At 73.7% G+C, this 13,316-nt stretch carries 9 protein-coding genes; 3 read left to right on the top strand and 6 right to left on the bottom strand.

Annotated elements, in window-relative coordinates; genetic code table 11:
* Window positions 1–26 precede the first annotated feature (26 nt).
* Window positions 27–1,709, top strand: coding sequence for an FG-GAP-like repeat-containing protein (locus IE321_RS13580; RefSeq protein ID WP_226652149.1), 1,683 nt, complete (start codon window positions 27–29; stop codon window positions 1,707–1,709).
* Between the two features lie 103 nt (window positions 1,710–1,812).
* Window positions 1,813–2,151, top strand: a complete 339-nt coding sequence (locus IE321_RS13575) for a DoxX family protein (protein ID WP_043227397.1) — start codon at window positions 1,813–1,815, stop codon at window positions 2,149–2,151.
* Window positions 2,152–2,210: 59 nt separating this feature from the next.
* On the opposite strand, the gene metG is transcribed toward IE321_RS13575, so the two are convergent.
* Both metG and IE321_RS13565 read right to left on the bottom strand, forming a co-directional pair.
* On the bottom strand, window positions 2,211–3,818 hold the full coding sequence (gene metG / locus IE321_RS13570) for a methionine--tRNA ligase (RefSeq protein WP_190223048.1): 1,608 nt from the start codon (window positions 3,816–3,818) through the stop codon (window positions 2,211–2,213).
* Between the two features lie 68 nt (window positions 3,819–3,886).
* Window positions 3,887–5,863 carry a VWA domain-containing protein gene (locus tag IE321_RS13565; protein ID WP_190223047.1) on the bottom strand — a complete coding sequence of 659 codons (1,977 nt, stop codon included), beginning with the start codon at window positions 5,861–5,863 and terminating at the stop codon, window positions 3,887–3,889.
* 237 nt (window positions 5,864–6,100) lie between these two features.
* On the opposite strand from IE321_RS13565, the gene IE321_RS13560 reads away from it, so the two are divergent.
* Window positions 6,101–8,161, top strand: a complete 2,061-nt coding sequence (locus tag IE321_RS13560; protein ID WP_190223046.1) for a PhoX family protein — start codon at window positions 6,101–6,103, stop codon at window positions 8,159–8,161.
* A 25-nt stretch (window positions 8,162–8,186) separates the two neighbouring features.
* Here the strand turns inward: IE321_RS13560 and IE321_RS13555 are convergent, their stop codons facing one another.
* The 4 genes from IE321_RS13555 to IE321_RS13540 all read right to left on the bottom strand — a co-directional run bounded on the left by IE321_RS13555 (window position 8,187) and on the right by IE321_RS13540 (window position 13,301).
* Complete coding sequence (locus IE321_RS13555; RefSeq protein WP_043227405.1) at window positions 8,187–9,176, bottom strand: hypothetical protein; 990 nt, start codon at window positions 9,174–9,176, stop codon at window positions 8,187–8,189.
* Between the two features lie 71 nt (window positions 9,177–9,247).
* Window positions 9,248–10,720, bottom strand: a complete 1,473-nt coding sequence (locus tag IE321_RS13550; RefSeq protein WP_043227463.1) for an APC family permease — start codon at window positions 10,718–10,720, stop codon at window positions 9,248–9,250.
* A 301-nt stretch (window positions 10,721–11,021) separates the two neighbouring features.
* Window positions 11,022–12,974 carry an FUSC family protein gene (locus tag IE321_RS13545; protein WP_190223045.1) on the bottom strand — a complete coding sequence of 651 codons (1,953 nt, stop codon included), beginning with the start codon at window positions 12,972–12,974 and terminating at the stop codon, window positions 11,022–11,024.
* Between the two features lie 90 nt (window positions 12,975–13,064).
* The gene (locus tag IE321_RS13540; RefSeq protein ID WP_190223044.1) at window positions 13,065–13,301 is read right to left on the bottom strand and encodes a DUF2630 family protein; all 237 of its coding nucleotides are present in this window, start codon (window positions 13,299–13,301) and stop codon (window positions 13,065–13,067) included.
* Window positions 13,302–13,316: the final 15 nt, after the last annotated feature.

Raw genomic sequence — 13,316 nt, 5'->3', positions numbered from 1 at the left:
CCTTCGCCTCCCCTCAGGAGTGAACAGTGAGACTGCGCAAGGCACTCGGCACCGTCGGGGCCCTCCTCGGCAGCGCGGCCGCCGCCCTCGCCCTCGGCACCCCGGTCGCCCAGGCCGACATCGTGGCCTCCGGCACCGCCCCCGCCCTCCGCTTCGTCAGCTACAACATGTGCGGCAGCGGCAGCCCCTGCACCGACGCCCTCGGCTTCAGCGACGAGGCGAAGTACACGACGATCGTCGAGCAGACCAACGGCTCCGTCTGGAACGCCGACCAGATCTTCCTCCAGGAGGTCTGCCGCTACCAGTACGACGAACTCGCCACGCGGCTCGCGCCCAAGGGGTTCGAGGGGCTCTACACCACCACCGTGCAGCTCGGCACCGGATCCGGGCTCTGCGCCAAGGGGCCCGACGGCACCAAGGGCGACTACGGCATGGCCGTCTTCGTGAAGGGCACCGTCACCGAACGGAAGGTCCTCGACCTCACCGCCGGCGGCGAGAGCGAGCCCATCAAGGCCCCCTGCGTGAAGAGCTACACCCAGGGTCGGGCCAACTGGGCCTGCTCCGTGCACCTCTACTGGGCCACCGACGCGACCCTGCGCAACCAGGAGGCGCAGTACCTCGCCTCCCAGGCCGCCGCCTGGCAGGAGCAGGGCTACCCCGTCGTCCTCGGCGGCGACTTCAACGACACCCCCGGCTCCGGCATGGCCGGGACCTTCTACACGCCGGGCACCGGCTCCGGCAGCGGGATCTTCACCGAGGTCGACGAGACCGACAAGGACTACTTCACCACGGCCTGCGCCACGGCCGGCGCGAGCCGCTGCCGCAGCGGTGAGACCACCTTCGGCTCCAGCCGCCGGAAGATCGACTACCTCTTCCTCTCCGCCCGCCACTTCAAGAACGTCAAGGGCGACGTCCTGCCCCGGGTCACCGACGCCTCCGACCACGACATGATCCGCGGCGCCGCCTCCTGGGCCGACTGCGGCCCCGCCGGCGCCACCGACGGCCTCTTCCGCCGCGACGCGGGCGGCGCGCTCTACCGCTACGCCGGCCGCACCGACGGCAAGCTGGCCGCGCCCTGCAAGGTCGGCGTCGGCTGGGGCACCATGACCGAGGTCGCCCAGGACGGCACCACGCTCGTCGCCGTCGACGGCGGCGGCACCCTGTGGCGCTACCCGGCCGACCCGGCCACCGGCAGCTACTCCGGCTCCACCCGCGTCCAGGCCGGCACCGGCTGGCAGGGCAACGACGTCCTCCTCGCCCCCGGCGACTTCGACGGCGACGGCAAGGCCGACCTGATCGGCCGCGACACCGCCGGCGCGCTCTGGCTGTACCCGGGCGACGGCGCCGACGGCTACGGGGCCCGCAAGCAGATCGGCAGCGGCTGGCAGATGTTCGACGCCCTCGTCGCCCCCGGCGACTTCGACGGCGACGGCAAGGCCGACCTGATCGGCCGCGACACCGCCGGCGGCCTGTGGTTCTACAAGGGCGACGGCGCCGGCTCCTACGCGCCCCGCACCCAGATCGGCACCGGCTGGCAGACCTACTCCGCGCTCGTCGCCCCCGGTGACGTCGACGGTGACGGCAAGGCCGACCTGATCGGCCGCGACGCCGCCAAGGACCTGTGGTTCTACGCCGGCGACGGCGCCGCGTACTACGCGCCGCGCACCCGGATCGGCTACGGCTACCCGGACGGCGAGCTGCTCTTCTGACCCGTCCGCGGACCCACGACCGCCCGCCCTGTCACATCGACGGGGCGGGCTCCGTCATGGAGACGTACGGCCCCTCCAGGGGCCCGCAGCCGGAGGAGTCCCGATGTCCACCACCGCCACTGTCGTCACCGCCGTCGCCGCGTTCATGGCCGGGTTCTCCGGGGCGGCCGTGCTGCTCCGCGCGAAGTTCGTCGTCGAGCCGCTGGCCGCCTACGGGGTGCCGCGGACCTGGTGGAACACGCTGGGGCTGCTGAAGCTGGCCGGGGCGCTCGGGCTGGTCGCCGGGTTCTGGCTGCCGGTCGTCGGGGTACTGGCGGCGGTCGGGGTGGTGCTGTACTTCGCGGGCGCGGTGATCACCGTCGTCCGGGCGAAGGCGTACGGGCACGTGGCCTTCCCGCTGGTGTACATGGCGCCGGCCGCGGCCGCGCTCGCCCTGATGTGAGGACGGCGAAGGCCGCCGCCCCGGGCGGGACGGCGGCCTTCGCCACGTGCGGACGGACGTCAGTCCTTCTTCGGGTCCTCCAGGCGCGGGAAGAGCACCGCGCCCTTCGTGACCGTCGCGCCGGCCGGGAGCTGACCCCAGCGGGCCGCGTCCTGGACCGGCTGGTCGGCCAGGGCGCCCAGGGACGGCTCGGCGCCGAGGGACTCCCACAGCTTCTGGGAGGACTCCGGCATGACCGGGTTCAGCAGGACGGCGGCGGCGCGGAGCGACTCGGCGGCCGTGTAGAGGATCGTCGCCAGACGGGCCCGGCCCGCCTCCGACTCGTCCTTCGCGACCTTCCACGGCTCCTGCTCCGTGATGTAGCCGTTGACCTGCTTCACGAAGTCGAAGACCGCGAGGATGCCGCCCTGGAAGTCCAGCTCCTCGCCGATCTTGGCGTCGGCCGTCGCGACCGCCTTCGCCAGGCCCTCCTGGACCGCCTTCTCGGCGTCGCCGTCGGCCGCGGAGGCCGGCAGCTCGCCGCCGAAGTACTTGCCGACCATGGCCGCCACGCGGGAGGCGAGGTTGCCGTAGTCGTTGGCCAGCTCGGAGGTGTAGCGGGCGGAGAAGTCCTCCCACGAGAACGAACCGTCCTGACCGAAGGCGATGGCCCGCAGGAAGTACCAGCGGTACGCGTCCACGCCGAAGTGCGAGGTCAGGTCCTGCGGCTTGATGCCAGTCAGGTTCGACTTCGACATCTTCTCGCCGCCGACCATCAGCCAGCCGTTGGCCGCGACCCGGCCCGGGACCGGCAGGCCCTGCGCCATCAGCATGGCCGGCCAGATCACCGCGTGGAAGCGCAGGATGTCCTTGCCGATGAGGTGGACGTTCGCCGGGAAGGTCGCGTCGAACTTCTCCGGGTTCTCGTTGTAGCCGACGGCCGTCGCGTAGTTCAGCAGCGCGTCGATCCACACGTAGATCACGTGCTCGGCGTCCCACGGCACCGGGATGCCCCAGTCGAAGGTCGAGCGCGAGATGGAGAGGTCGTCCAGGCCCTGCTTCACGAAGTTCAGGACCTCGTTGCGGGCGGACTCCGGCTGGATGAAGCCCGGGTTCTCCTCGTAGAACTCCAGCAGCTTCGGGCCGTACTCGCTCAGCTTGAAGAAGTAGTTCTCCTCCTTGAGGATCTCCACCGGCTTCTTGTGGACGGGGCACAGCTTGGTGCCGTCCTCCGCCTCGATGAGATCGCCCGGGAGCTTGAACTCCTCGCAGCCGACGCAGTACGGGCCCTCGTAGCCGCCCTTGTAGATCTCGCCCTTGTCGTACAGGTCCTGCACGAACTCCTGGACGCGGTCCGTGTGACGCTTCTGCGTGGTGCGGATGAAGTCGTCGTTCGCGATGTTCAGGTGCTCCCAGAGGGGCTTCCAGGCCTCCTCGACGAGCTTGTCGCACCAGGCCTGGGGCGTGACGTCGTTCGCCTCGGCCGTGCGCATGATCTTCTGACCGTGCTCGTCCGTGCCGGTGAGGTACCACACCTTCTCGCCGCGCTGACGGTGCCAGCGCGTGAGCACGTCGCCTGCGACGGTCGTGTAGGCGTGGCCCAGGTGAGGAGCGTCGTTGACGTAGTAAATGGGGGTCGTGACGTAGAACGCCTTCGCCCCCTGCTTCTCGGATCCAGTGGCCGCCATGGTCGAAATCCTAACGGGCGTCCGAAGATCCACTCACATCGATAAGAGAGCAGGGGGCGGGCGGGTGCCTACAGGTCGAGACCGGCGAGGACGCCCTCGTAGAACTCCGCGTGCGGGGTCCCGACCGGCGCCGGGCCCGCGAAGTGCGTGGCCGTACGGTCGGCGGTGAGCTTCCGCAGGTAGTCGAAGCCCTTGCCGTCCTCCTCGCCCCAGGCGGTGAAGCGCCAGTGGACCGGACGTCCGGCCGCCTCGGCCAGGGCCTGGTTCGCGGCGGTACGGGACTCGGGGGCGCCGTCCGTCTGGAAGATCACCAGCGCCGGGCGGGCCGGGTCCGCCTTCTCGTGGTGGGCCAGCACCTCCTCGACGGCACGGTGGTAGTTCGTCCGGCCGAGGCGGCCGAGACCGGCGTTGACCTCCTCCACCCGGGTGGGGGTGAGGTCGGCGGGCGTCAGGTCGACGACCCCGTCGATGTCGGTCGAGAAGAACACGGTCGTGACCGTCGCGTCCTCGTCCAGGTGCGCGGCGAGCGCGACCGCCTGCTCGGCGAGCCGCTGCACGGACCCGTCCTTGAAGTACCCGCGCATCGACCCGGACCGGTCCACGACCAGGTACACCCGGGCCCGGGCCTCCCCGAGCCCCACCTGCCGCAGCACGCCCCCGGCGGCGGCGTACGCGTCACGGAGGTGCGGGGGGAGGTCGGCGCGGGGGGCCTCCGCGGTGCCGCTGGTGCCGGTGGCCGGGGCCTCCGCCTGCGCGGCGACCGGCTCGGGCTCGACGACCGGCTCGACCTCGGCGGCCGCCTCGGCCTCCGGCTGCGCCGGCTCGGCGACGGCGACCGGCTCGGGCTCGGCAGACTCCTCCGCCTCCGGCTGGGCCGCCGGGGTGGTGTCCGCCTCGGCGACGGGCTCCGCGTCGGCATCCGCGTCCGCCGTCGCATCCACCGTCGCGTCCGCCTCGGGGGCCGCGCTCGGCTCGGTGTCGGCCTCGGCGGCGGCTTCCGCCTCCGCGTCGGCGTCGGCCGTGGGCTCCGCCACCTCCGGGGCAGCGGAAGCGTCCGCCGTCTCGGTGTCCGCGACGGCTTCCGGCTTGGCCTCCGGCTCCGCGTCCGCGACGGTGGCCGGGGTCGCCTCCGCGTCCTCCGCCTTCACCTCGGCTGCCGCCTCCGGAGCGGCCTCCGGCTCGGTGTCCGCGACGGCCTCCGGCTCGGTGTCCGCGACGGCCTCCGGCTCCGCGTCCGCGACGGCCTCCGGCTCCGCGTCCGCCTCGGCGGTCGGCTCCGTCTCCACGGCGGCCGTCTCCGGCTCCGCCTCGGCGACCGGCGCGTCCGTCGTTACCTCGGCCTCGGCCTTCACGTCCGCCGAAGCGTCTGCCTCCGCGTCCGCCTCGGCGGTCGGCTCCGTCTCCACGGCGGCCGTCTCCGGCTCCGCCTCGGCGACCGGCGCGTCCGTCGTTACCTCGGCCTCGGCCTTCACGTCCGCGTCCGCGTCCGCCGAAGCGTCCACGTCCGCGTCCGCCGAAGGCGCGGCCTCGACAGCAGCCGCCGTCTCGGTGTCCGCGACGGCGTCCACCTTCGTCTCCGGCTCCGCGTCGGCCTTCGCCTCCGGTTCCGCTTCCGCCTCGGCGGCCGGGGTCGGCTCCGCGTCGGCGGCGGGCGCCGGCTCCCCGACCGTCACCTCCGCCTCCGGCTTCGTCTCCGCGTTCACATCGGCCTCGGCCGACTCCACCGGCTCCACCGGCTCCACCGCATCCACCGGCTCTGCCGGCGACACCGCATCCACCGAATCCGCCCTGCGGGCCTTCGGGATCTGGGGGTTGTCGAAGGAGGCGGCGACCAGGTCGTCCGCCGCCTTGCGGGCCGCCGTCTCGGGGGCCTCGGTGGGCTCGGCGGGCTCGGGGGAGGCCGGGAGCTCGGCGGACCGGGCGGGTTCGGGGGCGGGGGTGGCGTCCGGCGTGTGGGGGTCGCGGGACTGGGGAGGGACGGAGGGGGTCGCGGGATCTTCGCGGTCGCGGCCGAACACCTTGCGCAGCAAGCTCCGAATACCCATGGGCGAACCCTTTCGCATGAGTTGGATGCGGTATGCGTCCTTCACCCCTGGCCAGGGCGGACACGTAAGGTTAGCGGCCGCGTCCTCCGCTTCCGGGGACCCGGTAGGTCACGGTTGCCGCGCATTCATCGGGCGTTCATTCCGCCGCCGCCCTCGTGCAGATGTGCACACATAGCGTCACGGCCGAACGGATTCCCGACACCATGTCGGCGCAGTGCTGCGCCGGAGGAGGACCCAGTGCGCAAGCTGCTGCCGCTGATCGGCACGAACCCGCACGGAGGCGGTCGTTCCGCCCTTACCTGTCGATTCCGGTGTGGTGACGCCTGCTTCCAGGAGGTGCCGAACACCAGCGACAACGCGTACGTCGGCGACGTCATCACCGGCGTGCTGTCCCGCCGCTCCGCGCTCCGCGCCGCCGCCGTCGTGACCGTCGCCTCCGCGGCCGGCGGTTCCGTGGTGTTCGGCGGCGCGGCCGCCGCCGAGGCGCACCCGGGGCACGGGCGGCCGCCGCTCGCCGACGGGGCCCGCGGCCTCCGGTTCGCGCCGGTCGCGCCGAACACCGAGGACCGGGTCACCGTGCCGTCCGGGTACGGGCAGAACGTCGTCATCCGCTGGGGCGAGCCGATCCTCCGCGGCGCCCCCGCCTTCGACTCCGAGCGCCAGACCGCCGAGGCGCAGGCCGGGCAGTTCGGGTACAACAACGACTTCCTCTCGCTGCTGCCGCTGCGCGGGGAGCACGACCGCCAGGTGCTCGTCGCCAACCACGAGTACACCGACGAGGTCCTGATGTTCCGCGGCTACGACGCCGCGAACCCGACCCGCGAGCAGGTCGAGATCGCCTGGGCGGCGCACGGCCTCTCCGTCGTGGTGGTGCAGGAGGAGCGGCGCAGCGGCCGGCTGACGCCGGTCCGCCGTCACCCGCTGAACCGGCGCCTGCACACGACCAGCGCGTTCGAGCTGACCGGGCCCGCCGCGGGCGGCGCGCTGGTGCGGACCTCGGCCGACCCGAAGGGCCGTACCGTCCTCGGCACGCTCAACAACTGCGCGGGCGGCACCACCCCGTGGGGCACGACGCTGCACGGCGAGGAGAACTTCAACCAGTACTTCGCCAACGGCTCGTCCGCCACGGACAAGCGGTACGGCGTGGGCACCGGCGCCTCCGAGCGCAAGTGGGAGCGGTTCGACAAGCGCTTCGACCTGGCGCAGGAGCCGAACGAGGTGCACCGCTTCGGCTGGGTCGTCGAACTCGACCCGTACGACCCGGAGTCCACGCCCCGCAAGCGCACCGCGCTCGGCCGCTTCAAGCACGAGGCGGCGCAGCCGCGCCTGACCGCCGACGGGCGTCCGGTCGTCTACATGGGCGACGACGAGCGGTTCGACTACTTCTACAAGTTCGTGTCGTCGAAGCGGATGATGAAGGGCGACTCGCGGAAGGCGCGGGCCCACAACCTCACGCTGCTCGACGAGGGCACGCTGTACGTCGCCAGGCTGACCGGCGACTCCCCGGCCGCCGAGCTCGACGGCACCGGCAAGCTCCCGAACGACGGCGAGTTCGACGGTTCCGGCACCTGGATCCCGCTGGCCACGGCCGGTCCCGAGGGCGCCGTCTCGCACGTGCCCGGGATGACCGCCGAGGAGGTCTTCGTCTTCACGCGCCTCGCCGGTGACAAGGCGGGCGCGACGAAGATGGACCGGCCCGAGGACGTGGAGCCCTCGCCGCGCACCGGCCGGGTGTACGTCGCGCTGACGAACAACACCAACCGGGGCAAGGGCACCAACCCCGGTGTCGACGAGGCCAACCCGCGCAACCTCAACAAGCACGGGCAGGTCCTGGAGCTGGCCGAGCACTGGGACGACCCGTCCGCCGACGGCTTCGCCTGGCGCCTCTTCCTCGTCGCGGGCGACCCGGACGACCCGGCCACCTACTTCGCGGGCTACCCGAAGGACAAGGTCTCGCCGATCTCCTGCCCGGACAACGTGGCCTTCGACCCGCACGGCAACCTGTGGATCTCCACCGACGGCAACCAGCTCGGCTCGCACGACGGCCTCTTCGGCGTGGCCGTGCACGGCGAGCGGCGCGGTGAGCTGAAGCAGTTCCTCACCGTGCCCCGGGGCGCCGAGACCTGCGGCCCGGTCATCCAGGACCGGCGCGTCCTGGTCGCCGTGCAGCACCCGGGCGAGCTCGACGGCGCGTCCGTCGAGAACCCGGCCTCGGTCTGGCCCGACGGGCCGGGCCGGATCGTCCGGCCGTCCGTCGTCGCGGTCTGGCGCAACGACGGCGGCGACATCGGCGTCTGACGCCCGCACCGGGAGGGCCCGGCGGTCAGCCGACCCCCAGGCCCTCCCGGAAGCGCGTGAACTGCTCCTCCGGGTCGCCCGTGTACGCCCACGGGACCCAGGCCGCCCGCGTGCCCAGCAGGCCCATCAGCTCCCGCGCCAGCTCCACCTGGCCCGCGTAGCAGGCCGCGTGCGCGAGGAAGTTGAGGTCGCCGACCTCCTCCGGGGCGATCGGTCGCGCGGGGTCCCGGCCGCCGATCCAGCGGTCGCGGGTGCGCCGCAGCTCGGTCACCGCCAGCTCGTGCTTCCAGTGCTGGTCGAAGCCGCGCACCGGGCCCCGCCCCAGCGCCCCGTCCGCGATGTAGCGGTACTCCTCCACCCGCGCGACCTGCACCAGGACCGGCAGGGCGGAGCCGGGCGGGGCGACCCCGGCGGCGTCGCGCGCGAAGTCGTACATGGAGCCGTGGGTGCCGTGCCAGCGGGCCGAGAGGTAGCGGAGCACCTGGACGTGGCCCTCGGTGTTGTACGGGTCGCGGCGGCGCAGTTCGTCGAACCAGTAGCGGAGTTCGCGGCGCGGCACGCCGCCCTCGTACAGCCGTGCCACGGACAGCAGGGAGACCCAGGGCATCGGGTCGGCGGGCGCCGCGTCGGCCGCGTCCCGGCAGGCGTCCACGGCCGTGTCGATCCGGGACCGGTCGACGGCCGCGCCCCGGCCTGCGGCGATGGCCGCGTCGAAGACCCGGACCACCTCGGTCGCGGCCCGCAGCACCGCCGCGTCCGCGCTGTGCGGTTCGGCGGCCCGCCAGGTCTCGACGGTGGAGCTGCCGGCGGCGGCGTGCGAGAGCAGCCGGACGCGGTGGGTGCGGCGGCCCCAGTCGTCCCCGGTGGCGGCGAGCAGGTCCCGTACGCCCTGCCAGCGGCCGATGACGATGTCGTGGCGGGCCTCGGTCAGCGCGCGGTCACCGAAGTCCGGGTCGAAGTCGGGCGTGAACCGCTCCCCGCGGGACCGCCTGAGGGCGCGTCGGCGTACGCCCATGGGTGACCTCCTTCGGTCGTGCTCCGGTAGGTGCGTCGGTGTGTCGGTGCTGCGGTGGGGCCTCGGTGGTGTCAGAAGTCCGTGGCGTAGCTCTTGTCCCGCAGGCGGGTGCCCGGGGTCGTCGGGGCGGCCTCGCCGGCGGCGGCGAGCGCGCGGCGCGCGTCCAGGCGGGCGGGGCGGTAGTAGTCGCTGCCCTTGCGCCAGTAGACGGCCATCGGGACGAGTCCGGCGGCGAGGCCGCCGAGGCCGATGGCGAGGGCGGTGGTGGACAGCTCGCCGAGCGACTCGACGAAGGCCCACAGCATGAACGCGGAGCCGAGCAGCGGCCACACCCCGCCAAGGAGCAGGTTCCGCGCGGAGCGCAGCAGCAGCGACTTGTACGCGACGACGGCGGCGATGCCGGCCAGGCCGTAGTAGAAGGCGATCTGGAGGCCGATCGCGGAGACGGCGTCGCGCAGGATCCGCTGGACGGAGCCGGCGGCGGCCGCTCCGGCGAAGAGGACGAGCGCGGCGGCGCCGACGGCGGCGACCGCGACCCAGGGGGTGTTCCAGCGGGGGTGGACGAGGCCGAGGGCGGACGGCAGGGTCCGGTCGCGGCCCATCGCGAAGAGCGAGCGGGTCACCTGGAGCAGGGTGGTCTCCAGGGTCGCGACGGTGGACAGGATCACGGCGACGACCAGCAGTTTCCCGCCGACGCCGGGCCAGATCTCCTCGCCGAGGACGGCGAGCACGTTCGGCCCCGCGGACAGGATCCGGTCGGCGGGCAGCAGCACGTTCACCGCGACCGTGAAGGCCACGAAGAGGAGGAAGACGAAGCCGACGCCGACCAGGGCGGCGAGCCCGGCGGTCCGCCGGCTGTTCCGGGTCTCCTCGCTGAGGTTGCTGGTGACGTCCCAGCCCCAGTAGTAGAACGCGGCGATCAGCGCGCCCGCGGCGAAGCCCTCGGGGCCGTGGAAGTGCCCGAGGCCGAACCAGGACCAGTCGAAGGCGACCGCCCGGCCCCGGTGCGCCACCGCCGCCAGCACGAAGGCCAGCAGGATCGCCATCTCGACGCCTGACATGAGGAGTTGGGCCCGCACGGTGAGCCGGGCACCGCCCAGGACGACGCCGAGCATCAGCAGGAACCAGCAGGCGCCGACGGCGGCGGCCAGCGGGGTGGAGGCGGCGAGGTCGGGGTCGATCAGGGCGAGGGTGAGCGATCCGGCCGGCAGCGAGCCCGCCACCATGAAGACGGTGGCGGCGAAGACCAGCGCCCAGCCGGACAGGAAGCCCAGGAAGGGGTGGAGGGTGCGGCCCACCCAGGAGTACCCGGCGCCCGCGTTGACGTCGATCCGGCCGAGCCGGGCGTAGGCGAGGACGATGCCGAACATGGGTATCGCGCAGTAGAGCAGCGCGGCCGGTCCGGCCAGCCCGACCGCCCCGAAGAGCACGGCGGTGGTGGCGGCCAGCGAGTAGGCGGGGGCGCTGCCGGCGACGGCCATCACGATCGTGTCGAAGGTGCCGAGGACATTGGGCTGGAGCCCTCTGCTGGTGGTCGTGCGCATGACGGTGTCCTCGGAGTCCTGGGAGCGGGTGTGGGGGTTCCGGACGACGGAGGGGAGGGAGGGAGCGGGAGGAGCGTGAGGGGTGCGGGTCGGGCGGGTCGGGCAGGGCGGAACGGCCCGTCCGGCGTGCCGTTCGGCGGCCTGGGCGGTCGCGGGCACGGGTGCGGGCGCGGATCACGGCGGGGCGGTCGAGCGCATCGTAGTCGTCCCGGTGGAATCCGGTAACGGTGGCAGGAGGGTTCCGTTCCGTGACCGCCGGTAAGTTCTCCTTCGCGCCCCCGCGTACCGTCCCGGAAGGGGTTTATCGCAGTTCGGGACCGGCGATGGCGCGGGCCGCGCGCACCTCCTGGCGGACCGGGGCGAGGACGCCCTCGTCGTCTCCGGGCAGCTCCGTGCGGACCGCGAACAGGGTGTCGGTGCCGCGCAGTCCCTCGGCGAGTTCGCGCAGTTCGCGGGCGACGGCGGTGACCTCCGCCGGGTCCGGCGGAGGGGCGCCGTGGGCCACCCGGATGCGGGCGGCGGTGGTGGCGTCGACGATCCGCTCGACGGCGATGGCGAGCGGCCACCAGGCGGCGGCGCGGGTGCCGGTCGGCGGCGGTTCGGTGAGGGCCCGCTGGAACTCGGAGCGGACCGCCGACAGGTCCCGGTAGAGCTTGCGGCGGGCCCGCAGCCGGCCCGCGTCCGCCGGGCCGCCGAAGGCGCGGTCCACGTAGGCGGCGGTGTCGGCGACCGCATCGGCGAGCCGGTCGCCGATCCGGCTGTGCCAGGACTCCGGCCAGAGCAGGTAGCCGGCGACCAGGGCGATGGCGCAGCCGATGAGGGAGTCGTACAGGCGGGGCAGGACGAGGTCGAAGCCCTGCTGGTTGAGGGTGTCGGAGAGGAGCAGGATGACGGGGGTGATGGCCGCGGTCTGGAAGGCGTAGCCCTTCGCGGAGAAGGCCGGGATGAGCGCGGCGAGGACCGCCATCACGGGGACGTCCCACCAGCCGCGGGGCACCTCGGCGAGGACCAGCGCGGCGGAGACCAGGCCCAGGCAGGTGCCGACGGCGCGCAGCACGGCCCGGGAGAAGACCGAGCCGAAGTCGGGCTTCATGACGAAGGTGACGGTGAGCGCCACCCAGTACGAGCGGGGCACCTCGATCAGCGAGACCAGGGCCTGGGCGAGGCCGATGCAGAGCGCCAGGCGGAGTCCGTAGCGCCAGGACGGCGCGGAGAGCAGCATCGTGCGGGCGGCGCGGCGGGCGCGGACGGTGAGCGCGGCGGGGCGGCCGAGCCGGTCGTCGACGTTGTAGGGGTCGGGCTCGTCCTCGTGGACGACGGTGGCGGCGTGCCGCAGGGCGTGCTCGACGGCCTTCTCGGCGGGGCGGACGGCCGTCGGGAGCTCCGGGTCGGGGCGCCCGGTCGGGCCGGTCTCGACCGCGTCGGCCAGCCGGCGGATCGTCGTGGCGACGGCGGGCGGCAGCGGGCCGTGGAGCCGGACGCGCAGGTCGGCGGCGGGGGCCGCCTCCAGGAGCGGGATCAGGACGTTGAGCTGCGCGAGCAGCCGGGCGAGCGAGGAGGTGCGGCCGTGCTGACGGGTGCGGCGGGCCAGGATCAGGTCGTAGGACTGGTTGAGCGAGGCGGTGACCGCGTGCCGCTTCTCCTGGTACGTCTCCGAGCCCGCGGCCTCGTACAGTTCGGCGACCGTGCGGTAGGTGGCGGCCACCGCGGCCCGCTCGGGGGCGACCCGGCGCAGTGGCCAGCCGAGGAGCGTCAGGGCGAGGACGACCAGGCCGCCGAGGGTCAGCAGGACCGGTGCCTTCCACCACGGGTCGGGCATGGGCAGGCCCGCGCCGACGACGGCGTTGAGGAGCAGCAGGAGGCCGGAGGCGGAGGCGACCGCGCCGATCGAGGAGATCATCCCGGAGGCGAGCGCGACGAGCGTCAGCGTCGCCACCGCGAGCCAGCCCTGGCCGAAGACGAGCGTGCCGAGCGTGACGCCGAGCGCGCCGAAGAGCTGCGGGACGGCGATGTTGAAGATCCGCATCCGGTAGGCGTCCGCGGTGTCGCCGATGACGCCGGAGAGGGCGCCCATGGAGACCAGCGCGCCCTCGGCGGGCCGGTCCAGGGCGAGGCCGGCGGCGAGGGGCAGCGACAGGGCGAGGGAGGCGCGGACGACGGCGGCCCAGGGGATGGGCGCGGGTGCGGGCCGGAGCCCCGCGGTCAGCCACGCGGGAGGAGCAAGCCGACCGTTCCCGCCACGTCCACGACCCATGCCCCCCAACTTACGCGGACGTCCGCCGCCGGTCCCGGCAGCGTGCGGGGGGCCGTGGCGGGTGACGCGTCAGCGGCGCGGCGGGCGGGGTCAGTTGCGGTAGGACTCGACCTCCGCGGCGGGGCGCAGGGCCGCGGTGTCGGGGTCCTCGCCGAACTCGGACTTGGCGCGGCGCTGGCGCAGCAGGTCCCAGCACTGGTCGAGGCGGACCTCCAGCTCCGCGAGGCGCTCCCGCTCCTCGGGGAGGAGGCCGCCGGTGCGCCGGCGCAGGGCCCGTTCCTCTTCCACGAGCGTGCCGATGTCGTCGAGGATCTGCTCGTTGTCCATGCTCCCAGCGTGGCC

Origin of the sequence: Streptomyces hydrogenans (genome assembly GCF_014656075.1) — a bacterium.
GTDB lineage: Bacteria > Actinomycetota > Actinomycetes > Streptomycetales > Streptomycetaceae > Streptomyces > Streptomyces hydrogenans.
Note: the sequence above shows the minus strand (reverse complement) of the source record. Positions and strands in the feature narration are given on the sequence as shown.

Coding starts and splice junctions, on each gene's coding strand:
- IE321_RS13555 (WP_043227405.1), bottom strand. CDS start 9,176: ATGGGCGTACGCCGACGCGCCCTCAGGCGGTCCCGCGGGGAGCGGTTC.
- IE321_RS13540 (WP_190223044.1), bottom strand. CDS start 13,301: ATGGACAACGAGCAGATCCTCGACGACATCGGCACGCTCGTGGAAGAG.
- IE321_RS13575 (WP_043227397.1), top strand. CDS start 1,813: ATGTCCACCACCGCCACTGTCGTCACCGCCGTCGCCGCGTTCATGGCC.
- IE321_RS13545 (WP_190223045.1), bottom strand. CDS start 12,974: ATGGGTCGTGGACGTGGCGGGAACGGTCGGCTTGCTCCTCCCGCGTGG.
- metG (WP_190223048.1), bottom strand. CDS start 3,818: ATGGCGGCCACTGGATCCGAGAAGCAGGGGGCGAAGGCGTTCTACGTC.
- IE321_RS13550 (WP_043227463.1), bottom strand. CDS start 10,720: ATGCGCACGACCACCAGCAGAGGGCTCCAGCCCAATGTCCTCGGCACC.
- IE321_RS13565 (WP_190223047.1), bottom strand. CDS start 5,863: ATGGGTATTCGGAGCTTGCTGCGCAAGGTGTTCGGCCGCGACCGCGAA.